This window comes from Bradyrhizobium sp. WSM2254 (genome assembly GCF_000472645.1).
Taxonomy (GTDB): Bacteria; Pseudomonadota; Alphaproteobacteria; order Rhizobiales; family Xanthobacteraceae; genus Bradyrhizobium; species Bradyrhizobium niftali.
In genome coordinates, this window is sequence record NZ_AXAB01000021.1 from 16,888 (window position 1) to 42,439 (window position 25,552).

The 25,552-nt window shown below is 64.3% G+C and carries 26 protein-coding genes; 13 read left to right on the plus strand and 13 right to left on the minus strand.

Annotation, left to right across the window (positions count from 1 at the left end; genetic code table 11):
* The first annotated feature begins 13 nt into the window (after nucleotides 1-13).
* Nucleotides 14-715, plus strand: coding sequence for an HpcH/HpaI aldolase/citrate lyase family protein (locus tag A3M7_RS0115650; RefSeq protein WP_027544782.1), 702 nt, complete (start codon nucleotides 14-16; stop codon nucleotides 713-715).
* 77 nt (nucleotides 716-792) lie between these two features.
* Here the strand turns inward: A3M7_RS0115650 and A3M7_RS0115655 are convergent, their stop codons facing one another.
* Nucleotides 793-1,485 (minus strand): SDR family NAD(P)-dependent oxidoreductase, encoded by a 693-nt coding sequence (locus A3M7_RS0115655; protein ID WP_027544783.1) that lies wholly within the window; start codon nucleotides 1,483-1,485, stop codon nucleotides 793-795.
* 237 nt (nucleotides 1,486-1,722) lie between these two features.
* On the opposite strand from A3M7_RS0115655, the gene A3M7_RS0115660 reads away from it, so the two are divergent.
* The 9 genes from A3M7_RS0115660 to A3M7_RS0115700 all read left to right on the plus strand — a co-directional run bounded on the left by A3M7_RS0115660 (nucleotide 1,723) and on the right by A3M7_RS0115700 (nucleotide 10,488).
* Nucleotides 1,723-2,526, plus strand: coding sequence for an SDR family oxidoreductase (locus A3M7_RS0115660; protein WP_027544784.1), 804 nt, complete (start codon nucleotides 1,723-1,725; stop codon nucleotides 2,524-2,526).
* Nucleotides 2,519-3,721: a pyridoxal phosphate-dependent aminotransferase gene (locus A3M7_RS0115665; RefSeq protein ID WP_027544785.1), complete on the plus strand. Its 1,203-nt coding sequence runs from the start codon at nucleotides 2,519-2,521 to the stop codon at nucleotides 3,719-3,721. The genes A3M7_RS0115660 and A3M7_RS0115665 overlap by 8 nt, the downstream gene beginning before the upstream one ends.
* Nucleotides 3,722-4,053: 332 nt before the next feature.
* On the plus strand, nucleotides 4,054-4,875 hold the full coding sequence (locus tag A3M7_RS0115670) for an ABC transporter permease (RefSeq protein ID WP_245284257.1): 822 nt from the start codon (nucleotides 4,054-4,056) through the stop codon (nucleotides 4,873-4,875).
* On the plus strand, nucleotides 4,875-5,678 hold the full coding sequence (locus tag A3M7_RS0115675) for an ABC transporter permease (protein WP_027544787.1): 804 nt from the start codon (nucleotides 4,875-4,877) through the stop codon (nucleotides 5,676-5,678). Before A3M7_RS0115670 ends, A3M7_RS0115675 begins: the two co-directional genes overlap by 1 nt.
* Nucleotides 5,679-5,706: 28 nt before the next feature.
* Complete coding sequence (locus A3M7_RS0115680) at nucleotides 5,707-6,771, plus strand: extracellular solute-binding protein (protein WP_245284258.1); 1,065 nt, start codon at nucleotides 5,707-5,709, stop codon at nucleotides 6,769-6,771.
* Nucleotides 6,772-6,782: 11 nt separating this feature from the next.
* The gene (locus A3M7_RS0115685; RefSeq protein WP_027544789.1) at nucleotides 6,783-7,877 is read left to right on the plus strand and encodes an ABC transporter ATP-binding protein; all 1,095 of its coding nucleotides are present in this window, start codon (nucleotides 6,783-6,785) and stop codon (nucleotides 7,875-7,877) included.
* Between the two features lie 138 nt (nucleotides 7,878-8,015).
* Nucleotides 8,016-8,711, plus strand: a complete 696-nt coding sequence (gene pxpB / locus A3M7_RS0115690) for a 5-oxoprolinase subunit PxpB (protein WP_027544790.1) — start codon at nucleotides 8,016-8,018, stop codon at nucleotides 8,709-8,711.
* Nucleotides 8,708-9,685, plus strand: coding sequence for a biotin-dependent carboxyltransferase family protein (locus A3M7_RS0115695; protein WP_027544791.1), 978 nt, complete (start codon nucleotides 8,708-8,710; stop codon nucleotides 9,683-9,685). The genes pxpB (A3M7_RS0115690) and A3M7_RS0115695 overlap by 4 nt, the downstream gene beginning before the upstream one ends.
* A gap of 35 nt (nucleotides 9,686-9,720) precedes the next feature.
* Complete coding sequence (locus tag A3M7_RS0115700; protein ID WP_027544792.1) at nucleotides 9,721-10,488, plus strand: LamB/YcsF family protein; 768 nt, start codon at nucleotides 9,721-9,723, stop codon at nucleotides 10,486-10,488.
* Here the strand turns inward: A3M7_RS0115700 and A3M7_RS44225 are convergent.
* Genes A3M7_RS44225 through A3M7_RS0115730 form a run of 6 tightly spaced genes read right to left on the minus strand, consistent with a single transcriptional unit; the run spans nucleotide 10,481 to nucleotide 15,149 of the window.
* A complete protein-coding gene (locus A3M7_RS44225) occupies nucleotides 10,481-10,906 on the minus strand; it encodes an acetyl-CoA carboxylase biotin carboxyl carrier protein subunit (protein WP_049823433.1) in 426 nt (141 codons plus the stop codon). The genes A3M7_RS0115700 and A3M7_RS44225 overlap by 8 nt on opposite strands.
* Nucleotides 10,891-11,874 carry a biotin-dependent carboxyltransferase family protein gene (locus A3M7_RS0115710; protein WP_027544793.1) on the minus strand — a complete coding sequence of 328 codons (984 nt, stop codon included), beginning with the start codon at nucleotides 11,872-11,874 and terminating at the stop codon, nucleotides 10,891-10,893. Before A3M7_RS0115710 ends, A3M7_RS44225 begins: the two co-directional genes overlap by 16 nt.
* Complete coding sequence (gene pxpB / locus A3M7_RS0115715; protein ID WP_027544794.1) at nucleotides 11,871-12,533, minus strand: 5-oxoprolinase subunit PxpB; 663 nt, start codon at nucleotides 12,531-12,533, stop codon at nucleotides 11,871-11,873. Before pxpB (A3M7_RS0115715) ends, A3M7_RS0115710 begins: the two co-directional genes overlap by 4 nt.
* Nucleotides 12,530-13,885 carry an acetyl-CoA carboxylase biotin carboxylase subunit gene (gene accC, locus A3M7_RS0115720; RefSeq protein WP_027544795.1) on the minus strand — a complete coding sequence of 452 codons (1,356 nt, stop codon included), beginning with the start codon at nucleotides 13,883-13,885 and terminating at the stop codon, nucleotides 12,530-12,532. Before accC ends, pxpB (A3M7_RS0115715) begins: the two co-directional genes overlap by 4 nt.
* A complete protein-coding gene (locus A3M7_RS0115725; protein WP_027544796.1) occupies nucleotides 13,885-14,343 on the minus strand; it encodes a biotin/lipoyl-containing protein in 459 nt (152 codons plus the stop codon). The genes accC and A3M7_RS0115725 overlap by 1 nt, the downstream gene beginning before the upstream one ends.
* Before the next feature lie 47 nt (nucleotides 14,344-14,390).
* Nucleotides 14,391-15,149: an SDR family oxidoreductase gene (locus tag A3M7_RS0115730; RefSeq protein WP_027544797.1), complete on the minus strand. Its 759-nt coding sequence runs from the start codon at nucleotides 15,147-15,149 to the stop codon at nucleotides 14,391-14,393.
* Nucleotides 15,150-15,335: 186 nt separating this feature from the next.
* On the opposite strand from A3M7_RS0115730, the gene A3M7_RS44230 reads away from it, so the two are divergent.
* From A3M7_RS44230 to A3M7_RS48550, 3 genes are all read left to right on the plus strand, one after another.
* Nucleotides 15,336-16,322, plus strand: coding sequence for a LysR substrate-binding domain-containing protein (locus tag A3M7_RS44230; RefSeq protein ID WP_051000296.1), 987 nt, complete (start codon nucleotides 15,336-15,338; stop codon nucleotides 16,320-16,322).
* Nucleotides 16,323-16,418: 96 nt separating this feature from the next.
* Nucleotides 16,419-17,090, plus strand: coding sequence for a 4-carboxy-4-hydroxy-2-oxoadipate aldolase/oxaloacetate decarboxylase (locus tag A3M7_RS0115740; RefSeq protein ID WP_027544798.1), 672 nt, complete (start codon nucleotides 16,419-16,421; stop codon nucleotides 17,088-17,090).
* A 39-nt stretch (nucleotides 17,091-17,129) separates the two neighbouring features.
* Entirely contained in the window at nucleotides 17,130-18,116 is a 987-nt protein-coding gene (locus A3M7_RS48550) for a peptidyl-alpha-hydroxyglycine alpha-amidating lyase family protein (RefSeq protein ID WP_027544799.1), read from the plus strand.
* Between the two features lie 105 nt (nucleotides 18,117-18,221).
* Here A3M7_RS48550 and A3M7_RS0115750 read toward each other — a convergent pair whose 3' ends face one another.
* The 6 genes from A3M7_RS0115750 to A3M7_RS0115775 are packed head-to-tail and all read right to left on the minus strand — an operon-like array spanning nucleotide 18,222 to nucleotide 25,498.
* Nucleotides 18,222-20,582 carry a xanthine dehydrogenase family protein molybdopterin-binding subunit gene (locus A3M7_RS0115750; RefSeq protein ID WP_027544800.1) on the minus strand — a complete coding sequence of 787 codons (2,361 nt, stop codon included), beginning with the start codon at nucleotides 20,580-20,582 and terminating at the stop codon, nucleotides 18,222-18,224.
* 9 nt (nucleotides 20,583-20,591) lie between these two features.
* Nucleotides 20,592-21,050 (minus strand): (2Fe-2S)-binding protein, encoded by a 459-nt coding sequence (locus A3M7_RS0115755; protein WP_027544801.1) that lies wholly within the window; start codon nucleotides 21,048-21,050, stop codon nucleotides 20,592-20,594.
* 21 nt (nucleotides 21,051-21,071) lie between these two features.
* On the minus strand, nucleotides 21,072-21,908 hold the full coding sequence (locus A3M7_RS0115760) for a xanthine dehydrogenase family protein subunit M (protein ID WP_245284259.1): 837 nt from the start codon (nucleotides 21,906-21,908) through the stop codon (nucleotides 21,072-21,074).
* 29 nt (nucleotides 21,909-21,937) lie between these two features.
* Nucleotides 21,938-22,930 carry an ABC transporter permease gene (locus A3M7_RS0115765; protein ID WP_063629437.1) on the minus strand — a complete coding sequence of 331 codons (993 nt, stop codon included), beginning with the start codon at nucleotides 22,928-22,930 and terminating at the stop codon, nucleotides 21,938-21,940.
* 13 nt (nucleotides 22,931-22,943) lie between these two features.
* Nucleotides 22,944-23,963 (minus strand): ABC transporter permease, encoded by a 1,020-nt coding sequence (locus A3M7_RS0115770; protein WP_027544804.1) that lies wholly within the window; start codon nucleotides 23,961-23,963, stop codon nucleotides 22,944-22,946.
* Nucleotides 23,960-25,498, minus strand: a complete 1,539-nt coding sequence (locus A3M7_RS0115775; RefSeq protein WP_049823435.1) for a sugar ABC transporter ATP-binding protein — start codon at nucleotides 25,496-25,498, stop codon at nucleotides 23,960-23,962. Before A3M7_RS0115775 ends, A3M7_RS0115770 begins: the two co-directional genes overlap by 4 nt.
* Between the last annotated feature and the right edge of the window lie 54 nt (nucleotides 25,499-25,552).

Genomic DNA, 25,552 nt, shown 5'->3' on the forward strand with positions numbered 1-25,552 from the left:
AGAAGGATCTCCCATGAATGGAGCCAAACTGCGCGAGCGCCTTGCCAAGGGCGAGGCGGTCACGATGCTTACACCGCATCACGCTTCGTCGGGCCTGGCCGTCCGTCTGGTCGAACTCGGTGCGGATGCAATCTTCGTCGACTGCGAGCACGGGACCTGGAGCTTTGAGGACGTGCGTGTGACGGCCCAGGCCATTCGCGGCGCGGGCGGCGCCGCCATCGTCCGTCCGCACTCGCATGAACGGCCGGTTCTGATCCGTTATCTCAATGCCGGCGCCGACGGCCTGATGGTGCCAATGGTCGATACTGCCGACCAGGCGCGCGCGATCGTCGACGCCGTGCGCTACGCGTGCCCTGCCGACCACGAAAAGCGGCTGATCATTGCAATGATCGAAACGCCGAGGGCGATTGACGACATCGATTCCTTGCTCGCGGTGGAAGGCATTGATGTTCTCTTCATCGGGCCTGGCGACCTGTCCCAGAACATGGGTTATCCGCCGGCTCCGCCCTTCGGAGAGCCTAGACCCCAAGCCGTCGTCGAGCGGGTCGATCTTGCGGTCAGGAAGATCCGCGCCGCCGGGAAGATCGCCGGGACACTTGTGACGTCTGACGAACTACCGTTCTGGCGCGACCGGGGCGTCAAATATTTCTACATCCATTCAGACCCCTTCCTGCGGATCGGCTTGGCCGGCATCAAGACATTGCTTGGGCGGTGATAGGGCCCAGGGCCGGACTTGTTCGGGTTGCGGGCGATTTGCTCACCCGCTGCGAATGTCATCGTCGCGCCCGGATTTTAAAGCATCGGTTCGAACTGGCAGTGCACGAGCATCTCGGAGACCGACGCGTTGTTCGGCAGCATGAGTGCGGTTTCCACCAGGCGGGCGATGTCGCCCGGCTGGCTCATCTCGTGGCGGGGAATCTCGTCGTCGTTCAGCGTCATGTCGGTGGCAACATAGCCCGGGCAGATCACCGTCGCCCGGATGCCGGCCGCACGTCCCTCCCGGCGAATGCCGTGGGTGAGCGCAACGACAGCGAACTTGGTCATGGCATAGCCGACATTGCTTCCCACGCGCTTGCCGGCGAGGGACCCCAGATTGATGACCCGGCCATGTCCGCACACGGCCAGATGGGGCAGGGTGGCCCTGACGAGGCGCAGGGGCCCCTTGACGTTCACGCGCCACATTTCATCGAGCTCGTTCTCACCCTCGTCGGAGACCCGGACCTTCGGATTGATGCCGGCCGTGTTGACGATGGCGTCGATCCCGCCCCACCGTGCGACCGTCGCGTTGACCCAGGAGATCGGGCTCCTGGCGTCTTCGGCATCATAGCGGTACGTCATGAGTCTCTCGCTCTCGGCGAGGCGGCTCGGATCGCGAAGCCCCGCCGATACGCGGAAGCCCGACGCCAGTAGCCGGTCGACGACCGCACGCCCAATGCCGCGCGAAGCTCCGGAGACCATGACGATCCGATTGCCGACTTCCAACATTCTGGTCCGTTTCCCGTGGATGAGAAGAGCGTTGCAAAATGTAGGGCGATACGCGCGAGGACGAGTAAGAGAAATTCACTCTGCCTGCATCGGGTGGGCTTATGGCTCGTGCACCCGACGAGTTAAGGCCGGGATATTGGATGTCCTTATGAGGGCAGAACAAATCCGCTGTATGCCTGCGCCGATCTCCGCACGTAACTTTCCGCCGCTCGGCCTGACTGCAAGAGAGCCCTGCGGATGGGATTTTCGGACTACCGAACGGCGTTGGTGACGGGCGCGTCCTCGGGAATCGGGGCTGCGACGGTTCGTCGCCTCCGTGCCGAGGGGCTCGAGGTCCATGCGCTGGCGCGGGATGTTCGCCGGCTAGCCAGCCTGTCGGCCGAGACCGGATGCCGCACCTGTGCAGTCGACGTGAACGACCACGACGCCTTGATGTGCCTTGCCGGTTCGGCCGAATTCGATGTTCTCGTCAACAATGCCGGCCAGTCGCGGCGCGGCAATATCCTGGAGATGGCATCGGATGATGTCGACACGCTGGTCGACGTCAATCTGCGCGCGGTCCTGCACCTGACGCGATTGATCGCACCTGGCATGGCGAGGCGCAACCGTGGCCACGTGGTCAACGTCTCCTCGATCGCGGGCCATTACGCCTTCGGCGAAAACGCCACGACCTTCAACTCATCCGTGGCCTATCACGCGACGAAGGCGGGCATTCATTCGCTCTCGCAGCAATTGCGCGTCGACCTCTACGGCACCCGCGTTCGCGTCACCGAGGTCTCGCCCGGGCGTGTGGCGACGAGCATCTTCCAGAACCAGAACGCCGCCGACAATCCGGATGCCCGGTTCGTCGGCGGCTTCGAGACGCTCCAGTCCGAAGACATCGCCGATGCCATTGCGTTCGCGGTGGGATCGCCGGCGCGGATGAACGTCGCGATGATCGAGGTCGTACCCACGTTCCAGGTCGTTGGCGAATTGCGATTTGCGAGCCGATCCGAGGCCGCGCGTTTGAAAGAAATGAGAAGTGGAGCTGACAATGCCTGAACTCGCAAACCGCCTCAAGACTGTGAAGGTGTCGGCCTCGGCGGCGATGACGGACAAGGCGCGCGAGCTCCGCGACGCAGGCGTCAAGATCGTCGGCCTGTCGTCCGGCGAGCCCGATTTTCCGACGCCGCCGCATGCGATCGAGGCCGCACATCGGGCCGCCCTGGCCGGCGATACCAAGTACCCGGCGCAGCCGGGGACTGTCGCGTTGCGGACCGCGGTCCAGCGCAAGTTCAAGCGCGAGAACAATCTCGACTACGCCCTCGACGAGATACTGATCGCCAACGGCGGCAAGCAGATCATTTTCAACGCGCTGTTTGCGACCTGCAATCCCGGCGACGAGGTCGTCATTCCCGCGCCGGGCTGGATCACCTATGCGGACATCGTTCTCCTTGCAGAGGCGACGCCCGTCGCCGTGCCGTGCCCGGAGAACAACCAGTTCAAGCTCCGCCCGGCGGACCTGGATGCGGCGATCACGCCGCGGACGAAGTGGCTGATCCTGAACTTTCCCAACAATCCGACCGGCGCGGCGTGCACGCGCGAGGAGATGCGCGCGATCGCCGACGTCATGCTGAAGTATCCCGACGTCTGGATTCTCACCGACGATATCTACGAGCACCTCACTTATGATGGTTTCGAATTCTGCACCATCGCGGAGGTTGAACCGAGACTGAAGAACCGTGTCGTGACCGTGAACGGCGCGTCAAAGGCCTACGCCATGACTGGCTGGCGGGTCGGCTATTGCGGGGGCCCCAAGGACCTGATCGCTGCGATGAACAATGTCCACGGTCAGGCGACCGGTGGAATCTGCACCCTGAGCCAGGCGGCGGCGGTTGCGGTCCTGGATGGGCCGCAGGAGTTCCTGAAGGAGCGCGCGGACATCTATCGCGACCGGCGCGATCTGGTGGTCAAGCTGCTCAATCAGATTCGGGGCATCACCTGCCACAAGCCGCAAGGGGCCTTCTATGTGTTCCCGAATATCGCCGGTTGCATCGGCAAGACCACAAAGGGCGGGCGCCGGCTGGACACCGATGCCGACTTCATTTCGGCTCTGCTGGAAGAGCAACATGTCGCGGCCGTACCGGGCGGCGCCTATGGCATGAGCCCGTACTTCCGGATCTCCTACGCGACCGATACCGAAGCGCTGAAGGAAGGCTGCCGGCGTATCGCGAGCTTCTGCGAAAGCTTGCGCTGACCGGCCGTCGGTATGTCAGGGGGCTTGGCCCTCGCCGGAGAACGAAAGATGCAGCCAGCGGCATTCATCGGTCAAGATCGGAGCAGTATGCCGCACCAATTGTCATAATCCTTCCTGATGCCCCTAAACGAAGATGTTCTTGGTCCTGTAGGATGCCGACGCATAAGCTTTGTGCAAAGAGGGGTATTGCCTTGGTATCGCGCAGTCGAGGACGGCCAGCGATGACCACCAGCGACGATGCGGTGGCAGTCTTAGGTGTTCAAGCTCCACCGGCAATCCGGCGGGCATCGCGGTGGCGCCTGGCTTTGCCTGTCGGGCTCCTGGCCATACCGATGCTGGCGTTCCTGACGTATTTCTTCTTCTATCCGGCGCTGGGGCTGCTGCTCTCGAGCATCCAGACCCAGGACAGCCGCGGCATCATCGGCCGTCCATTCACGCTTGCGCACTACGCCCGTCTGGTCAACGTCGAGCTCTACGCACGCGTGCTCTGGACGACGCTGCGGATCAGCATCATCACCTCGCTGCTTGCGACAGTGCTCGCCTATCCCGTCGCCCTGGTGATGGTCAAGAGCCGTCCGATGGTCACGCGCATCATTACCCTGATCGTCATCGCTCCCCTGATCGTCAGCGTCGTCGTTCGCGGCTACGGGTGGCAATTGGTGCTTCAGAATGGTCCGAAGGGCATGTTGAACTGGATCCTGATGACGCTGCACATCGTCGACGCACCGATATCGGTTCTCTACACCGAAGTGGCCGTCGTCATCGGATCGCTGCACGTGTTCTTCCCGATGATGGTGCTGCCATTGGCGTCGGCGCTCGGCAAGATCGATCCCAATCTCGAAGATGCCGCCCGCATGCTTGGCGCTCCGTGGTGGAGGGTGTTCCTCCGGGTGACGCTGCCGCTGAGCATGCCCGGCTTCGTGGCGGGCTTTACCCTCGTATTCTCGCTCACGGCCGGCTCCTTCGTCATCCCCGCGATCCTGGGCGGCGCCTCGGCGGTGATGCTCGGCAATCTGATCGAGCAGCAGATCTTCGTCGTCTACGACTGGCCGTTCGGCGCCGCGATCGCCGTCGTTCTCGTCGGCCTCGTCCTCGCGGTGAATGGCGTCTCGATGTGGCTTCTGGAAGGCCGGCGTCTCAGGAGGCCCGACTGATGGACGAGCGGTTTTCAGGCTTCGGCGCCTTCATCCTCTACACCATCACCGCCGGCATGATGCTGTTCATCCTGGCGCCGCTGCTGCTCGTCATGGCGGTGTCGGTCTCCGATTCCTATTTCGTGACCTTCCCCCCGCAGGGCTTCACGCTGAAATGGTACGCCAAGGTTCTCCAGGACCGCGACTTCCTCGAGGCGATGAGGCTGAGCATTCTGCTCGCCCTCGGCACGACGGCGGGCTCGCTCCTGCTCGGCGTGCCCGCGGCCTTTGCGCTGGTGCGGGGCAGGTTCTTCGGCCTGGCGGCGATCAAGGGGTTCTTGCTGTCGCCGCTGATTTTCCCGGCGCTGGTCACGGGCCTGGCGCTGCTTCAGGTCCTGACCAAGCTTGGCTCGCAGGATGCGCGGCTCAACCTCCTGATCGGGCACGTGGTCGTGACGTCGCCCTATGTCATCCGCACCGTCGTCACCAGCCTTCAGCTGGTGGATGAGAACCTGGAGGATGCCGCGCGCACCCTCGGCGCGAACCGGCTGACGACCTTCTGGCGCGTGACGTTGCCGCAGATCGCCTCCGGCGTCGCCGCCGGCGGGCTGTTCGCCTTCATGGTGTCCTTCGACAATTACCCGGTCACGATGTGGCTGGCGAACTCGGAATACTCGCCCGTGCCGCTTGTCCTGATGCGGCAACTGGTCAACGTCTTTGACCCTTCCGTGCCGGCGATGTCGACGATCATCATCCTGATGGCGATGGTCGGCGTGCTGCTGCTGGAGAAACTGGTCGGCCTTCGCCGCGCGCTGGCTGCCTGATGTGCATTGGTAGATGGAGATTGGACCCATGAAGCTGACACGTAGGACTCTCATTAAGGCCGGTGCATCTGCGGTTGCTTTCCCGACGATCATCAGCCGGTCGTGGGCGCAGGACGCCAAGCAACTGCATGTCGGCGTCTACAATTCCGCGCTGGGCAAGCTGATCCAGAAGGAAGTCATTCCGAAATTCGAGGCCGAATTCAAGTGTCGCGTCTTCACGATCGAAGGCGCGACGCTCTCCAACATCGCCGCCCTCCGCGCCACGCGTGATACGCCGCGCTTCAGCATGATGATGATGGACGATGTCGGCATCCCCCAGGCCAAGCAAGAAGGACTGATCGAGAAGCTCGATGCCGCCAAGATTCCGAATCTTGCCAAGGTCTACCCGCGCTATCTCTTCGAAGAGGATTATGGCGTCGGCTTCTCGATTTCGAGCGCGGCCATGTTCATCAATCCGCAGGTGACGAAGCCGCTCGAGAGCTATGAGCAGATATTCGGTGCGAAGTATCGCAAGCAGATCCTGCTGAATACGCCCAAGAACACCCAGAGCGTGCTGATGCTCATCGTGGCGACGGCGCTCACGACAGGCAAGCCGCTGAAGGAGGCGCAATACCTGGTCGATAGCGGCTGGGACAAGCTTGCTGCTCTCAAGCCCAACGTCCTGACGATCTACGACAGCGAGGCGCAGGTGCTCCAGGTGGCCCAGGGCCAGGCGACCATCGGCGGCATCGAGTATTCGAAGGCGATCTATCCGCACACGGCGAAGGGCATGCCGATCGACATGACGTTCCCCAAGGAAGGCGCGTTCACCGGCATCAACAGCATGACGCTGGTCAAGAATGCGCCTGAGCCGGAGCTCGCGTGTGCCCTGATCAACCGTATTCTGGAGCCCTCGGTCGCCAAAATGCTGTCCGAGCAGACGCTCAGCGCGCCTTCGGTGGGCGGCATCGACTTCAAGCCTGAGACGGCCAAGTTCCTTGCCTATCCCGACACCAAGGCAACCGATCTCGGGTTGTTCACGCCGGACTGGAAGTTCATCGTTCCGCGCCGCGGTCCGTGGCTGGAACGCTACAATCAGGTGTTCACGAGCTAAGGCAGGGTGCCATGAGGTCTTCCGAAGTCAGGCTTGACCGCCTCAGCAAGGAATACAACCGCACCGTCGCGGTGGACGACGTCTCGCTCACGATCGAGCCGGGCCACATGGTTGCGCTGCTCGGTCCGAGCGGATGCGGCAAGACGACTTGCCTGCGCATGATCGCGGGGCTGATCCGCCCGACATCCGGCGACGTCTTCGTGAACGACAAGAAGATGACGGACGTTCCGGTGCATCGCCGCAACGTCGGGATGTTGTTCCAGAACTACGCGCTGTTTCCTCATCTGACAGTCGAGGAGAACATCGCCTTCGGCCTCGAGATGCGCGGGATATCCAAGGCCGATGCCGCAAGGAAGGTGGGCGAAGCCCTCAATCTGGTCCAGCTGGCGAGTTTCGGGAAACGCTATCCGGCGCAGCTCTCCGGTGGTCAGCAGCAGCGCGTCGCATTGGGTCGCGCCCTGGTGATCGAGCCCGCTATGCTGCTGCTGGACGAGCCGCTCGGGGCGCTCGACAAGGGACTTCGCGAGAGCATGCAGGTCGAGCTGCGTGCCCTTCAGCGCAGGCTCGGGTTGACCACCATCATGGTGACCCACGACCAGGACGAAGCCCTGACGATGGCCGACAAGATCGTGGTGATGCGCGACGGCAAGCTCGAGCAGGTCGGCTCGGCGACCGAAATCTACCAGCGTCCGGCCTCGAAATTCGTCGCGCAGTTCATCGGCGCGTCAAATCTGTTTGAGGGCCCCATCGAGCAGCGAAACGGAAGCGGAGCGGTCATTCGTGTATCGCCCGAATTGAGCCTTCAGGTCGATCAGATACCGCCATCGGCGAGCGACGTGATGGTCTCGATCAGGCCCGAAGCGATCCTCGTCGAGCGCGCTGGCCAGAGTCCGACGGCGCAACGTGCCAACAGCGTGACGGCGCGTGTCGACCAGGCCATTTATCGCGGATTCGTCAGTCACTACTACCTCAAGACGCCGAGCGGCGGGCAGATCATCGTGTTCGAGCAGAACCAGTCGCAGCAGGCCGGACTTCGATACGCGGTGGGCGAGGAGGTCGTGGCGCGGTGGGAGTCGCCCAGCAATCACGTCATCGCGCGTCACTGAAATCGGGGGCGAGCGCGACGTCCTGCCGGCAATCGACATCCCTTATGCCCGCAGACGAACATCGTCTTGGATCGGCTTGCGCCGCTTGGCTAGATCTAGGGGTGGCAGCGCCACGGGCGTTCGACCAGCGAGGCCCTTTTGTCGATTAATCAGCGCAACGCTCCTTTTGTCGGCACGATCGAGAAAAGCCCGAAGATCAGCCTGATCGGCACGCTTGCAATGCTGGTCGAGGCACCGGGTGACTTCGATCTGGTCCAGCAGGGCCGCATCTGGGCCCTTGCGGATGCGGTTTCTACCTGGCCCAACGTCCAGGAGGCCGTCATTGGCGTCACCAATGTGATGCTCGTATTCGAGCAGCCGCCAGCGGATATCGGCATGCTTGGCGCCTCGATCGTCGAACTGTGGCATCGCGTGCCGAGCCGAAAGGCCGACGGCAAGCTCATCGAAATTCCCGTGATCTACGGCGGGGAGCTCGGCTTCGACCTGCCGGCGGTTGCGAGCCGCGCCGGATTGTCCGAGCGTGATGTCATCAGGATTCACAGCGAAGGCGAATACACCGTGTGCGCCGTCGCGAGCTCGCCGGGTTTCGGATATCTCCACGGCCTCGATCCGCGCATTCACATGCCGCGCAAATCCGTGCCGTCGCTCAACATGCGCGCGGGATCGGTGACGATCGGCGGGATGCAGACGGGCGTCGCGGTGCTGACAAGTCCGAATGGATGGAACGCGATCGGATGGGCATCGGTCACCATGTTCGATCCACAGAGTGAGCAACCGTCCCTGATGCTTCCGGGCGATCGCGTCAGATTCAGAATCGATCGGGTCGAGCTGTGATCGAGATATTGACCAGCCCCGCCTTTAACACCATCCAGGATATTGGCCGCCACGGCGCGCGTCGTTTCGGCGTGAGCACGTCCGGCGCCATGGATCCCGTCGCGCTCGCCGCCGGCAATGCGCTGCTCGGCAATGAAGATGGTGCGGCCGGCATCGAGATTCAGACCTTTCCGTTCCGCCTGCGTTTCCAGACAGATGCTGCGTTTGCGCTCACTGGCGCCGATCACGACTCGACGCTGGCGGGATCAATCGTCCGGCCGTGGTGGTGCACGCAGGCAAGGGCGGGCGACGTTCTCGCGATCACCGCGCCGCGACGTGGCGCGCGGGTCTACACGACGTTCGGCGGCGGCATCGATGTTCCGCGCGTGCTGGGCTCGTGCAGCACTCATCTGCGCGGCGGCTTCGGCGGGCTCGAGGGCCGTACCTTGCAGGCGGGCGACGTCGTGCCGATCGGGAGTTCGTCTCGCTGCAGCGTGGGCCGCTTTGACTTCGGTGTGGCGCCGCCGGATGTCGCGATTCCTGGCGCCGCTCCGGCGGATGACCGTGGGCTGCGGTTACGCGTCATGCGGGCCGGCGAGTTCGACCTGTTCTCGGAGGCGATGCAGGCGACGTTCTGGTCGACGCGATGGAAGATCAGCGGCCAGAGCGACCGGGGCGGCTACCGTCTCACAGGCGGCAAGCTGACGTTGGATGCGCCGGTCGAGATGCGCTCGCACGGCGTGGTGGCTGGCGTCGTGCAGGTGCCGCCGGCCGGCGAGCCGATCATCCAGATGAGCGACGCCAATACGGCCGGTGGCTATCCGAAGATGGCGGCCGTGATCCAGGCCGATCTCTGGCGCCTCGGCCAGGCGGCGCCGGGATCGTTCATTGCCTTCAGCGAGGTGAGCTACCAGGACGCGGTCGCGGCCATGGCTCCGGTCAACGACTACCTCGCGAAGTTGCGTGCGACCGCGGATCTCTATCGAGCGCTTTGAGTGGACGTCAACAATAACAAGAGCAGGGTACGAACATGAAAATCGGCATCAATTCGGACATGGGTGAAGGATTCGGCAATTATCACATCTGCGACGACGAGGCGCTGATGAGCATCATCTCATCGGCCAACGTGGCGTGCGGTTTCCACGCCGGCGATCCCATCATCATGGATCGCATGGTTCGCCTGGCGAAGCAGAAGGGGGTCGAGGTCGGAGCCCATCCGGGCCTGCCTGACCTTCTCGGATTTGGCCGCCGCGTGATTCAGATGGACGCCGCCGAGCTCGAGAAGCACATGGTCTATCAGATCGGCGCCCTGCAGGCGATCGCGGCCAATGCGGGTCACCGCGTGACCCATGTCAGCTTCCACGCCGCGATGGGCAACATGGTCAATGCCGACCCCGACATGGCCGATGTTGTGGCGCGTGCGATTGCGATCATCAATCGCGATTTCATCGTGTTCTCGCAGCCGGACGCCGAGATCGTGCGCGCCGCGCGCAAGGTGGGCCTGCGCATCCTCACTCTGTTCCTGGCTGACCGCGCGTATGACGAGAACGGCCATCTGGTGTCCCGCAAGCTTCCCAACTCGGTCATCACCTCGACTGAGGCCGTGGCCGAACGGGTCAAGCGCTTCCTCGACAGCGGCACTGTGCAGACGATCGAGGGCAAGTCGATCAAGGTCGAGGCGCGCTCGATCCTGATCCACGGCGACACGCCCGGATCGGTCAACCTCGCCGGCACGGTGCGCCGTGTGATCGAGCAGGGCGGCGGCGAAGTCACGCCCGCAACCGTCCTGCTCAATTGATAGGGCTGCTCCCGGCGAGCGGGCGGATGCGCACAATCGGCGTGCCGTAGCCGACCGTTGCGCCAGGCTCCGCGATCACGGCATCGACGGTGCCGGCGGCCGGTGCCACGATGGGCGCATACAAGAGCCCGATCTTGACGAGGCCGACGACCGCGCCGGCCTCGATGCGCTGACCCTGTGTGACGAACGGCTTGTCCCGCCAGGGATGAGCCGGAAGGAAATGCCCTGCGACGTCGGCTTTGGCGATGACGGAATGGTCTGCAGCCGGGGCAGCAAGCGTCGGTGACGCGGCCATCCGCGGACCCGTGTCGACGACGAGCTTCAGGGACTGGCCGGGCTCCTCGATTTCGATGGTGTCGACGCCGGATTTTTCGAGGATTTGCGCCAGACGCGCGATGTCAGTCAGCTCGATCGGCATGTTCTGGTCTCCTCGACAAGGCGAACATTGGTCCTGAGCCGATCGAGATAGGCTGACATCTCGGCCTCGGCTGCCAGCGCATCAGCGTAAGCCGTTTGTTCGAACCGCAGCTTGCCGCCGAGCCGCGCCTGCCCGACACGCCACAAGTCGGCCCGGATCACGGTTGCGATCTTCGGGTAGCCGCCGGACGTCTGCGCGTCGCGCATCTGGATGATCGGCTGTCCGTTCGGTGGAATCTGGATGACGCCAGGGACGATGCCGTGCGAGCGCTTCTCGATCGGCACCTCCGGCTTCACGGCGGGGCCTTGCAGGCGGTAGCCGTAACGGTTGCTCTGCGGCGTGATCTTCCAGCTGCTGGACCAGAACAGCGCCTGCGTGGTGGCGTCGAATCCGTCATATTCGCCGGCAATCACGACCCTGACGACGGTCTCGTCCGGCGTAGCGTTCGGCCGCACCAGCGTGATCTCGGCGGGCTCGACCCCGAGCTCGCCGATTGTAGCGGTGGATGCCGTAGAGGGCAGGATGTCGCCGGCCTGGAGCGGCCGTCCGTGCCAGCCGCCGAACTCGCTGCGAAACTGCGTGCTGCGTGAGCCCAGCACCATGGGCACGTCGATGCCGCCGCCGAATGTCAGATAGCTTCGTGCGCCGCGGGGCATTGCCTTGACGGTCAGGATATCGCCAGTACGGGCGTGCGACCGCCACCACGGGGGGATCACGCGTCCGGCGATCTCCGCCTCGACATCGGCGCCCGTGAGTGCAAAGGCCATGTCCCGGCCGAAACGAAGCTTGAACGGCAGCATCGGGATTTCGATGCCGGCGGAGTTCTCATCGTTGCCGAGAAGGATGTTGCCAGCCCGCAGGGCGACATCGTCCATCGCACCCGACGTGCCGACCCCAAAGCGATACTGGTCGAAGCGGCCGAGATCCTGGACGCTGGCGGGCCCCGTGACTGACAGGATCTCGATCACCGGATCACCCGTTCGATCTCGAAGCGGATCGTATCGCCCGGCGCGAGTGCGGCTGGCGTCGGCCAGGACGGATCGAAGAAGGTCCAGCTCGTATGCCCGATGGCGTGCCAGCCGCTCGGCCCGGGGGAGGCGGAGACACCGGTCTGCGATCCGCCGATCGAGACCGAGCCGCCCGCGGAGCGTTGCAGCGGCGTCTGACGGCGCGGCATGGTGATGCGTGGATCCATGCCGCCCAGATAGCAATAGCCGGGATGGCTGCCGAGCGCGAACACCGTGTAGAGCGGGGCGGCGTGGATCGAGACCACGTCGTCGACAGACAGGCCGCAATGATCGGCGACGGACTGAAGAGACGATCCGATCTCGCCGCCATAGGTGACCGGCAACCTGATCTCGCGCCCGCCGATCGTGAGGCCTTCCGCCGCGTCCCAACCGTCGTTGAGAGCGGCGATCAAGGCGTCCAGCTCGCGTGGAGGGGTTGCGAAGGTCAGCATCAAATTGGTGATGCCGGGAATGGCCTCGCGGATCCCTGGCCATTTCGATGCAGTGGCCGCCAGCGACCAGATGCGCCGCTGGTGCGGCAGGTCGAATGCGCCGGGTGCCTCGAACAGGAGGGCCGATGTCCCGAGCAGGCTGATCCGCGGTCGGTCCGGGGCCGTCATGGCGCGGCCACCCGCGCATTCATCCAGTGCTCGAGATGGTGGATGTCGTAGCCGCCAAGGCAAAACGCGGGATCGGCGAGGATCGCCTGATGCAACGGCACATTGGTTCGGATGCCTTCGGCGCGTAGCTCGGACAAGGCGACGCGCGCACGCGCCATAGCTTCCTCGCGGCTGCCACCATGAGCGATGAGCTTGCCGATCAGCGAGTCATAGTGCCGGGGAACGGTGGCGCCGGCGGTGATATGCGAATCGACGCGGATGCCGATGCCGCCGGGAACGTCCCAGCGCGTCACCATGCCGGGCGAGGGAGCGAAGGTGGTGGGGTCTTCGGCATTGATGCGGAATTCAATGGCATGGCCTACACGTGCGATGTCGCCTTGCGCGATGCCCAACGGCTCGCCTCGCGCGATGCGGATCTGCGCCTTGACGATATCGATCCCCGTCGTGGCCTCGGTGACGGGATGCTCCACCTGGACGCGCGTGTTCATTTCGATGAAGAAGAATTGGCCGTTCTCGTAGAGGAATTCGAATGTGCCGGCGCCGCGATAGCCGATCCGCCGGCAGGCTTCGACGCAGCTTGCGCCCACCCGTTCGATCAGAGCGCGATCGATGCCGGGCGCGGGGGCTTCCTCGACCACCTTCTGGTTCCTGCGCTGAAGCGAGCAGTCGCGGTCGCCGAGCCAGAGATGATTGTCATGCTGATCGCACAACACTTGAATCTCGATATGGCGGGGCTTTTCGAGGAATTTCTCGATGTAGACCGCAGCGTTCTTGAAGGCCTTGCTGGCTTCCGCGCGGGTCAGCGCCAGCGCGTCATCCAGCGCGCCTTCGCTGCGCACGATCCGCATACCGCGTCCGCCGCCGCCACCGGCGGCCTTGATGATGACGGGGTATCCGATGTCCCGCGCGATCGCGCGCACCTCGGACGGATCCTCCGGCAGGGCGCTGTCCGGCCCGGGCACGCAAGGCACGCCCGCCAGCCGCATCGCGCGCTTGGCCGCAACCTTGTCGCCCATGGTCCGAATACAATCCGCCGGCGGGCCGATGAAGGCGAGGCCGGCGCGCGCGACCCGATCGGCGAACTCCGCACTCTCCGAGAGGAATCCGTAACCCGGGTGGATCGCCTGGGCACCGCTGACCTCGGCTGCGAGCAGGATCGCCGCAACGTTGAGATAGGTGCTGCTTGCCGGCGCCGGCCCGATGCAGAGTGCCTCATCGGCGAGTGCGACATAGCGTGCGTCGCGATCCGCCTCCGAGTGAATGACGACCGTCTTGAGACCCATCGCCCGACAGGCGCGCTGGATGCGAAGCGCGATCTCGCCCCGGTTGGCGATCAGGACCTTGTCGAACATCACGATGAACCCGCCGGCCCAATCCGGAACAGAGCCCGCCCGGCCTCGATCTCCTGACCATCCTCTGCGAGGATCGCAAGCACGACGCCGGGCGCCTCGGCGGCGATGTCGATGAAGGTCTTCATCGCTTCGATGATGCAGATCTTCTGCCCGGCCTCGATCCGCGTGCCGACCTCGACCAGCGGCGGCTCGTCCGGCGCCGCAGCCCGGTAGAAGATGCCATGCATCGGCGCCGGCACGACAATGTCGGCGGCAGCCTCGGGAGCAGAACTTTCCTCGTGATCGAGAGTGGGGGCCTCAACCTTGAGCCCGTTTGCAGGCTGTGCCGGGATCGCAGGCGCTCCTGCAGATGCGCGCTTGAGGATGCGGATGCGGGTGCCGTCCTGCGTGAGGTCCAGCTCCGCGATGGAGGAGCGCGAAACGAGATCGACGAGTTGTTCTATTTTGGCGAGGTCCACAGTCACGTTCCGCGTTGACGGCCTGTCGAGTTCGGGGCGTTCATGCGTCACTCGGCCGGCGGCCAGCTCTTCTGTGCAAAATTAAGGCCGCCGACGACCTGCTGGGTCGGCAGGACTTCCATGAAGGCAACATTCATGCGTGCCGGGGACCCAACCGCGAACGCGATCGAATTGGCGATGTCCTCGGGCTGAAGCGAATCATAATCGTCGAAGAAGCGGCGCTTGGCTTCGGCCAGATCACCCAGCAGCCGTCCGAACACTTCCGTCTCGACCCGGGCCGGCGATATCTCGGTGACGCGAACCCTGGTCCCGTAGAGGTCGACGCGCAGTTGCTGCGACAGCGAGTGAATGCCAGCCTTCGTGGCGTGATACACGGTGTTTCCGCCACCGAACGCGTAGTGACCTGCGATCGAGGAGATGTTGACGACATGGCCGCGGTCGCGGCGCGCCATGCCCGGCACGATCAGCCGTGTCAGATGCAGGACCGCGCGCAAATTGACGTCGATGAGGGCGTCGACATCCTCTGCCGTCGTGTCCAGAATATTGCCGCGGCGAGACTGGCCGGCGTTGTTGACCAGGACGTCGAACTCGGCCGACTTCGCCAATGCCGCAAGCGCATCGAGGTCGCTGATGTCCACGGCGCAGGGGCGGCAACCGGTCTCCGCAGATAAGGCGCTGAGGCGAGCGGCGTCGCGGGCCACGGCGTAGACCTCGAGCCCTTCTGCACTCAGGCGGCGAACCGTCGCAGCCCCTATTCCGGAGGATGCGCCCGTCACCAGGGCCGTCCGATAGTCCGAAAATCCCATCCGCGAGGGCTCCTCTGCTACCGTCCAACCCGCTGGTGGCCTCGGCTGCAACGCGAGCGGCGGACGAGTTCAGCACTAGCTATAGGCCCCTCAGGTTCCCAGTGGTAAGAACAATTCCTTCTGATCCCATAGCTTCAGCCTATTGCTGCTGCATTGCTCCCAGCCTGGATATCCGGAGAGGCCGTATTGGATACGAAACGTTTGGAGGCCTTTATCAAGGTCGTGGATCTCGGCAGCATGACGAGCGCGGCGAAGGTGCTGAATGTTGCGCAGCCGGCACTGAGTCAGCACATTGCGAGCCTGGAGGCGGATTTCAAGTGCAAGCTGCTCGACCGCAGCGCCCGCGGGGTCAAGCCCACCGAGGCCGGACGAATCCTCTACCGCTATTCCAAGTCGATCCAGCGGCAGATTGAAGAAGCCAGGCGCACCATTCTGGACAACAAGCCGGAGCTGACCGGCAACGTCACGATCGGTCTGGCCCCGCTCAGTTCGGCGGCGTTGCTGGCGACCCCATTGCTCACGCAGATCCGCGAACGCTATCCCGGCATCGTGCCGCACATTTATGACAGCTCCGGGGTCATGCTCAGCGAGATGATGCTGAAGGGGAGCATGGACATGGCAGTCCTTTACGGCGAGCGCCCGGTGACCGGCCTCGATTACAAGCCGCTGATGCGCGAATACTTTTATCTTGTCGCGCCCCGTGGCATGTATCCGGAGCAGATGCCGCCGGAGGAGGTCTCGGCGGCGGAGGTCGCACAATTCGACCTGCTTCTGCCATATCGGGAATCCTTCCTGCGACAGACCGTGGAGCGGGTCTGCGCCGAGGTGGGCCTCCGCCCGCGCATCGTCGCCGAGATCCACTCCCAGTCGACCCTGTCTTCGGCGATTGCAGCCGGAGTGGGGGCGGCTGTGCTGCCCATGTCGATCGCAAAGGAGTTGCCGAACCTCGACGAACTCTGCATTCGGCGGATCAACGCGCCGTCGGCCTCGCAACAGATGTCGCTATGCATTTCCGACAATGCCGCGTTGTCCGACGCCGCATTCGCCGTCTACAAGATCCTGCTCGAGATCATCGTCAAGACCTGGGGTCCGTTCGAGGCCCAGCTCGGCTCGGTTGCCATCGCCTCGGGTGGCCCGGCATCGCCTCCGGATGAGCCGAAGGACGAGCCATAACGAAACACGATGCGGCAATCCTAAAATCTGAATTTGCCGCCCTAAGGCGGTTGGTTATGGAGGTGTAACGGAGATCGCGACCGCAAGGAGGTTACCATGGTGCATGTAATCAGGACATTCGATCGGCCCGCCGCCGAGCTTGTCGAGCGCATCAAGAAGTTTCCTCCGTCCACCCTTCACGAAGCGCAGGGACGATCGGGTGCGCTGACCTTCCGCATCAAGCCGATCTATTCCGGGATGCGCGCTTGCGGACCGGCGCTGACGGTGAGCTGCCATCCCGGCGACAACATGATGTTGATCACGGCGATTTCGCTGGCAAAGCCGGGCGACGTGCTCGTGGTGAGCGCGGGCGATCATCCCGAGCAGGGCGGCTTCGGCGAGGTGCTGGCGACGGCCTGCGTCGCCAAGGGCATCGTCGGCCTGGTCACGGATGCCGGCGTTCGCGATGGCCTTGCCGTGCGCGACACCGGCTTCAACGTCTTCTCCTACGGCCTGTGCATGAAGGGCACCGTCAAGGAGACCCTCGGCACTATCAATCAGCCGATCGTCATCGGCGGGATCGCCGTCCGCCCCGGCGACATCGTGAGCGCCGATGACGATGGCGTCGTCATTGTGCCGAAGGAGAACATCGCCGACGTCTGCGTCAAGTCGGCGGCGCGCGAGGACAAGGAAGCCGGCGTGATGAAAGCGCTCAAGGCCGGCGGGAACATCCTCGAGCTGTCCGGCATCGGCAAGGTGCTGGAATCCAAGGGCTGCACCTTCGCCTGAGCGATCAGGCGATGCAGGCGCGCAACAACAGGAAAACGAGTGTCAGCCATTCTCGGCTCGGGCGAGCACCGCTACCGCGTCGTCGACAATTGGGCGAAACTGCCGGATGGCTGGCAGCTCACCGACGTCGCTTCCGTCGCGGTCGACAGCCGCGACCGCATCTACGTCTTCAACCGCGGCGCCCATCCGATGGTGGTGCTCGACCGCGACGGCAATTTCCTGCGCAGCTGGGGCGAGGGGCTGTTCTCCCGCGCGCACGGCCTGCACATCGACGCCGACGACAACCTCTATTGCACCGATGACGGCGACCACACCGTGCGAAAGTGCACCACTGACGGCAAGGTGCTACTGACGATCGGTGTTCCCGAAAAGCCCGCGCCGTTCATGAGCGGCGATCCCTTCCATCGCTGCACCCACACCGCGCTGTCCCCTAAGGGAGAGATCTACGTCTCCGACGGCTACGGCAATGCCCGCATCCACAAATTCACGCCGGACGGCAGACTGATCAATAGCTGGGGCGCGCCTGGCACCGACCCCGGCCAGTTCAACATCGTGCATAATATCGTCACCGACGCCGATGGTTGGGTCTATGTCGCCGACCGCGAGAACCATCGTGTGCAGGTGTTCGACGGCAACGGCAAATACGAGGCGCAGTGGAACAATCTGCACCGGCCGTGCGCGCTGTGCTGCTGCGGTGGCGGCAAGAGCCCGACCTTCGTGATCGGCGAGCTCGGCCCTGCCATGCCGGTCAACCTCAAGGTGCCCAATCTCGGCCCGCGGTTGTCGATCGTGGACGCCAAGGGCAAGCGTATCGCGCGTCTCGGCGGCGAGGATGGCCCCGGTCTTGTGAGCGGCAAATTCCTCGCGCCGCATGGCATTGCGCTGGATTCCAAAGGCGACATGTATGTCGGCGAGGTCGGCGTGACCGACTGGAAGACGAATTTTCCTGACGAGGACATGCCGACCGTGGTTCGCACCACGCGCTGCTTGCAGAAGCTGCAGCGCGTGGCGGAGGTGCCTCGCTAGAGGGCTATCTTGGGCTAGCGACGGTTGGCAGGACGCGGCAGGCATGCGGGAAGGAGTTCACGAGGGATTCGAGCCGTTCACGGCGGCCGGTGCCTATGTTTTTCGCTAGGGTGCCTCGTGAGGCTGAACCAGATTGTCCGTCCACGCCTCGCCGATGTGGGGTAGGGTTAGCTCCTGTTCTCGATCGAGCAGAAGTTCAAGAACGCGCGGCGGTGTCAAAGGCAATTCTTGGACGCGCTTTCCGGTCGCGTTTGCTACAGCGCATGCGATGACTGCGCCTACATTCAGAATTGGTACCTCACCGGCACCCTTTGTGCCGAGCGGTCCCCTTGAGGGCGCACCCTCATAAAGGTTGATCTCGACCGGCACGACGTCGAGGGCGATTGGCACGCGATAGGTCTCGAATCCGGTCTGGCAGACGCGGCCGTTTGCGCCGATCGTCACCTCCTCATGCAAGGCATAACCGAGTCCCTGGACGACACCGCCTTGAATCTGGCCGTGGATCGCGCGCGGATTGAGCGCGCGCCCGACGTCTTGGACGACGCGATAGGCCAGCACCTCAACTTGCCCCGTCTCCGGATCGACCGCGATGTCGCAGTCGTGGACAGCGAAGACTGGGATGTCGATCGCGTCGATGAAGTGGCCGGCCGTGCAGCCGGGCATTGCCGGCACGCCGGCGCCGGTGAACGCACCGGTGCCGGAGATCGGGCCGATCTGGGCCTGGGCGCGGGTTGCGACCTCGGCGACCGTGCGACCCGAACCGGGCGCGCCGGCGATTTCGATGCGTCCCTGGTGCATCACGAGATCTTCCGGTGCTGCCTCGATCATGTCCGAAGCGACCTTGAGCAGCTTGGTCCGTATCTCCTGTGCAGCTGACAGGCTCGCCGCACCGAGCGACACCGTAGTGCGGCCACCACCGACGCCGACATCGTAGCCGGCTGCGTCGGTGTCGGCCGCACGCACGATGACGTCGTCGGGCTTGAGGCCGAGCGTGCTCGCAACAATCTGGGGAAGACTTTGCATCATCGAGCCGGAGCCTATTTCGACGCCCGAAGTCACCAGCGTAGCCGTGCCGTCGGCGTTCATGTTGACGGTCGCGGCCGAGGGACCGACGAACACGAACCAGGTGCCGACCGTGGTGGCGCGGCCAAACAACCGGCCGTCGGCCAGCTTGGGGGGCGGGGCGGCTGCATCGCGCAGCGTGTCCATCCGATCGAGCATCGGACCGAGCACATTGCCTTCAAACACCTGGCCGGTGGCACCAAGATCGCCGTCGCCGAGCACGTTGCAGCGGCGGAAGACGACAGGGTCCATGCCGAGTCGGTCGGCGATCTCGTCGGTGTGCCGCTCCAGCGCGAAGGTGCAGTAGACACCATTGCAGCAGCGGAACGCGCCGTTTGGTGCGGTGTTGGTGTAGATTGCACGCGAGACCAGCCGCACGGCGCCGAGACGGTAGTTTCCTCCGAGCGTATGCGCGGTCATGGTGGTCAGGAAGATCTGCTCACCGCCATAGGCGCCGCAATCCATCAGGACGACTGCCTCGCGTCCGGCGATTTCTCCGTCGCGCGTCACCGCCGAACGGATGCGGATCTCGGCGTTCTCACGGAACAGACAGGTCAGCATCTCCTCTTCGCGCGAATTGACCAGCCGCACCGGCTGTGCGCTGGCGCGGGCGAGCAGGGCGGCGAACGGCTCGATCGCGAGATCGAATTTGAGACCGAAAGCACCGCCGACCGGCGGCACCGTGACCCGCACCTGCGATGGAGCAACGCCGAGAATGCGCGCGGTCGCATTGCGGATGGTCCAGGGGACCTGGGTCGAGGTTTCGATGTGAAATCGGCCGTCCTCATAGCTCGCTACCACCGCACGTGGCTCGAAAGCGACATGGTTCTGGCGGCCGACGCGAAAACTGCTCTCGACGATCTCGACATCAGGCCTTGCGAAGGCGGCATCGACATCGCCACGAACCACCGTTGCCTCCCAGGCCACGTTGCCTTCGCGTGCGCCGCCTTCGAACAGCACCTCGTAATCGCGCCAGTCGGGATGAACGAGCGGCGCGGCGGGCGCTAGGGACTCAGCCATGGTGAGCACGGCCGGCAGCGGCGCAATCTCGACATCGATCGCCCTAAGCGCGGCTTGCGCCTGGGCGAGCGTGTCGGCAGCGACGGCCGCCAGCGGCTCGCCGTCGTAGCGAATCTCGTCGCGGGCAAACAGCGGGTGGTCGGCGATGCCGATCCCGATCTTGCCGGGAGCATCCGCCGCGGTGATGATGGCGCGCACGCCGGGCATGCCTGCGGCGCGTGCGGTATCGAGGCGGACGATGCGGCCTGAGGCCACGCTGGCGCGCAGCACCGCCGCGTGCAGCATACCGGGCAGGAAACGGTCCATGGTGTAGCGCGTGCGGCCGCGCAGCTTGTCGCGGGCATCGCGGCGGCGGAAATCCATGGTGGCTGAGACGTCTGACATGGCAGGCCTCTATTCCTTCGCCAACGCGGTCAGCGCGGCGTCGACGATGCGTTCATATCCGGTGCAACGGCAGATGTTCCCAGTCAGCGCTGCACGAATGTCGTCACGTGTTGCGCGGGGTGAAGTTGTCAGGAAATGTGTCAGGGTCACGACCATGCCCGGGAAGCACATGCCGCACTGGACTGCGTCACAGGCTTCGAGTGCCTGCTGGATCGTGTTCAGCGTGTCGCCGGCGCCGAGGCCTTCGACCGTTCGGATCTCGCAACCTTGCGCGAGCGCTGCCGGCATCAGGCAGGATGGTGTCGGCCTGTCGTCGAGCAGCACCATGCAGGCGCCGCAAAAGCCTTCGCGACATACCGGTTTGGCGCCTGTGAGATGAAACTCTTCCCGCAGGACGTCAACGAGTGGCGTCACAGGATCGGCGGCGGACGCGCGGCGCTTGCCGTTGACGGTCAGGCTCAGGGACATTTTCACCTCCAGCAATCTCATTCAGACGCCAAGAGCGGCGGCAGTCGCGCGCCTGACAAGACCGGGCAACACCCTGACGCGATACCAGGCGGGTACCTCGACGCCTTCGCGGCCGGTGAATTCGTCGGCAAGATCAGCGGCGATATCCGCAGCCAGTGCGGGATCCAAGACGCGGCCAACCAGAGCCGTTTCGAGCCGTTCCCAGCGGCGTGCGACCATCTCGACCGAACCGATAGCGATCCGTGCCTTTCGGACTTGGTTGGTCGGATCGACATCCACCGAAAGGCTGACGATGGCGACCGGATAGTCTCCCGCCTTGCGCAGTGGCAGGCGCGAATGAGCAGTCTTGTGCCCGGATCGAGGCACGACGATCTTGGTGAGCAACTGGCCGGGTGCGAACGTGGATCGCCGCTTCAAGAACGCGTCGAGACTAATGCGTTCGTGGCCGTCTCGGCTTGAGACCTCGACTTGGGTATCGAGACAGAGCAGGGCCGGCACGCAGTCGGCCGCGGAAAAATCCGACGCCGAGAGATTGCCGCCAATCGTTGCCATCGCGCGGATCGCAGGGTTGGCGGAGCGGCCTGCGGCTGCCGCGAGGACTGCGAACTCGGGCAGATCAGTCAACGCCGCAGTCAGCGCGGCGTGTGTCACCGCCGCGCCGATCTCGATCGCATCCGTGCCGATCCGAATAACGGTCAGTTCGGGGATTTTCCCGATAGCGACATAGTGCGTTTTGAGCGGCTGATGCCGGATCGGTGCGCGCATGATCCATGTGCCGCCGGCGAAGGCCGCACCGTCCGGACCATAATCGTTCAGCGTGTCGAGGGCGGCGGCGAGCGACGGCGCGACGTAGAACATTCCGGTCGCCTCGCCTTGAGAACTTGCCGTCATTGGCGTCGCTCCAGTCGCAGGCGATCGAGCAGCACACCGATGATGACGATGGCGCCGAGCACGACCATCTGGATGTAGCCGTCGATGCGGGTGAGATTCATGCCGTTGGACAGGATGGTGACGAACAGGGCGCCGAGCACGGCGGTGCCCACCCCGCCGCGGCCGCCTGCCAGGCTCGTTCCGCCGACCACGGCGCCGGCGATGGCCTGCAATGACAATGAGCCGCCGAGATTTGGTTCGCCCGAGCCGGTGCGCGCGGTCATCATGATCGCGCCGAGCGCGGCGAGTGTCGAGCACAGCACATAGGTCGCGATCAGGATCCGCTTGACCGGCAGGCCTGCGACCGCCGCGGCGCGCGGGTTGGTCCCGATGATGTAGAGCGAGCGGCCGAACACCGTGCGGCCCAGCGTCAGATGCAGCACGATGCCTATGGCGAGCGTGATGGAGATCGTGGCCGGGAAGCCGAAGATACTGCCGCCGTAGAAGAGCTGGGAGAACAGTGTTGGCACCCCCTGGACCGGACGACCGGCAGAGAGCGTGGTCGCGACGCCGATGGCGATGTTGTAACTGCCGAGCGTTGCAACGAAGGGATTGACGCCGAGCAGCGCGATGACCATGCCGTTGAACAGGCCACAGGCGATGCCGAGGCCGAAGCCGGCGCCGAGCCCGGCGAGCAGAACGGTGGTCTGATCATGGCCAGCGGCCGTGGCGCCGGCCATCGCCAGCGCGGTGCCGACGCTGACCATCGAGACGGCCGGGCCCAGCGCGAGGTCGAAGCCACGAGTCAGAATCACCACGCTTTGCGCCATCGCAAACAGTGCGAGATAGCTGGTCTGCTGCGCGATGTTGAGGAGATTGGCCGGCGAGAGCACACTGCGATCGACGGCAGCAAAGCCCAGCAGCAGGGCGACCAACGCGATCGGCAGCACTGCGCGCCAGAGCCAATCGGTCGGAAACGACTTTTCGCGGTTTGTCGGCTCGGTTGTCATGGACAATTCCAGGTCAGACACGGGCCTTGCTCTGTCGGCTCAATTCATCAAGCGCCACGGCTGCGACCATGATGATGCCGAGAAAGACCGGCTGCAGGCGGGAGTCGACATGCAGCAGGTTGAGCGCGTTGCCGAGGATGGTCAAGAACAGCGCGCTCACGGCCACGATCTCGACGCGGCCGACACCGCCGCGCAACGAGACCCCGCCGATCACGGCGGCCGCGATCGACTGCAGCATCATGCGATCGCCGCCAAAGCTTGCCTGGCCGGAGCCGACCTGCGCGGTGAGCAGGATGCCGGTGAGGGCCGCAAGCACGCTCGACACGACGTAGGTGCCGACGACGTGACGCTGGATCGAGACGCCGGAGACGACGGCGGCTTCGACATTACCGCCGATCGCATAGACATAGCGACCGAACAGCGTGCGACGTTGCACGAACATCATTACGCCAATGACGGCAAGCGCGGCATAAATGGCGGTCGGCAGGCCGAGCAGCTGCGCGCGCCCAAAACCCTTCACGAAGGCATCTGGCATGCCGTAGACAGGGATGCCGCTTGTGATCATCAAGCCGGCGCCTGCTGTTGCCGACATCGTGCCGAGCGTCACCACGAAGCCGGAGACCTTCAGCTTCGCGACGCAGAAGCCGTTGATCAGCCCGACCACGAGCCCACAGCCGAGCCCCGCGGTCACCCCACTTGCGACAATCAGCGCGGTGTTGCCGGGGAAAGCGGCAGCGGTGGCCGCCATAGTCTTGGCGGTCACCACGCTTGCCAGTGCGACGACCGCGCCGACCGAAAGGTCAAAGCCGCCGGCGACGATCACCAGCGCCTGGCCACAGGCAACGATGGCCAGCAGTGAGGCGTTGCGCAAGATGTTGAGGATGTTGATGAGGCCGTAGAACTGGGGATCGACGGCCGACATGCCAACGACGAGGGCGACCAGCAGGGCCGGAAGGAATCCGATTCGGCCAACGATCGATCGGCCGAGACCTATCGGTCGTCGAGGCATCCCGGCGGCCGCAACCGTGCTCATGCGACCTCCGCGACAAGATGCGATTTAAAGAAGCTCGCGAGCACGTTCTGTTCGGTCTTGTCGGCACCCGTCTGCTCTGCGGCGATGTGGCCGTGGTGCATGACGTAAAGCCGGTTCGACAGCGCCAGTACCTCCGGCAGTTCCGACGACACCACGATCACGGCGGCGCCTGCCTCGACCAGGCGTTTCATGAACTCGTAGACCTCGAGCTTGGCGCCGACGTCGATGCCGACGCTCGGCTCGTCGAACAGGAACACGGACAAGTCGCGCGTCAACGCGCGACCGAGCATCACTTTCTGACGGTTGCCACCGGACAGCGCGCCGGCGGTCCGCTCAATATTGGGCGGCCTGAGCTGCAGCTGCTCCATGATGCCCTGGATCGAGATGCGCTCTGCGGCCTGCCGCAGCACGCCGAAGCGGGCGAAGGCGGGCAGATCGAGCACGGTCATCGATGCGTTCTCGCGGATCGGACGCGACAGCGCGAGCCCTTCGGCGATCCGGTTGGCCGGGAAGTAGGCGATGCCATGCTTCAGGCTGCGCCGCGGCACGGGGAATTCGTACGGCAAGCCGTCGATCCGGACCGTGCCAGAGGCGATCGGCTCGATCCCGTAGATTGCGCGGATCAACTCCGACTTCCCGCAGCCGACGAGGCCGGCGATGCCGGTGATCTCACCGGCGCGGGCATGAAAGTTCACATCGCGCACGCTGCCGTCGGCCAGTGTCAGGTTTTCCACGTCGACCATGACCTTGCCCGGCTTGTGCGCGATGATCGGAAACAGCAGATCGATCTTGCGGCCGGTCATCAGCTCGACCAGCTCGCCGTCGTTCGAGGTTGCAGCATCGAGCGTGCGGATGTGGCGGCCGTCGCGCAACACGGTGACGCGGTCGGCGAGTGCGCGGATTTCGCGCATGCGGTGCGAGACGTAGATCATCCCGACATTCTGACTCTTCAGCCGGGCGATCAGCTCGAACAGCCGGCCGGTCTCGCGCTCGGTCAGCGACGCCGTCGGCTCGTCGAGGATCAGGAGGCGCACGCGGCCAAGCAACGCCTTGGCGATCTCGGCCATCTGCTGATGCGCACGCGAGAGGTCGTCGACCCGATCCGATGGATGGAGATCGAAGCCGAGCTCGTCGATCAGCGCGGTTGCACGCTTGCGCATCTCGCGCGCATGCATAACACCACCGCGGGTAACCTCGCGACCGAGAAACAGGTTCTCTTCCACCGTGAGGCTCGGAACCAGAGAGAATTCCTGGAACACCGGACTAATGCCGATTGCGCGTGCCCGCTGCGGCGTCAGTTGGTGGATCTCCTCGCCACCGAAATGGAATGTGCCTTCGTCGGGCGGAAACGTTCCGGACACCACGTTGATCAGGGTCGACTTGCCAGCGCCGTTTTCCCCGAACAGCACGTGCAGCTCGCCGGCATGGACATCGAGATCGACCCGGTCGAGCGCACGGACACCGGTGAATCGCTTCGAGATGCCGCGCAAGGCGAGCAAGGGTTCAGCCGGCTTCGGGGCGGTGTCGACGTCCATTTGGTTTCCGCAGGCGTTGGATAAGAAGGCGGGAGCGCAGGTCTCCCGCCTCGC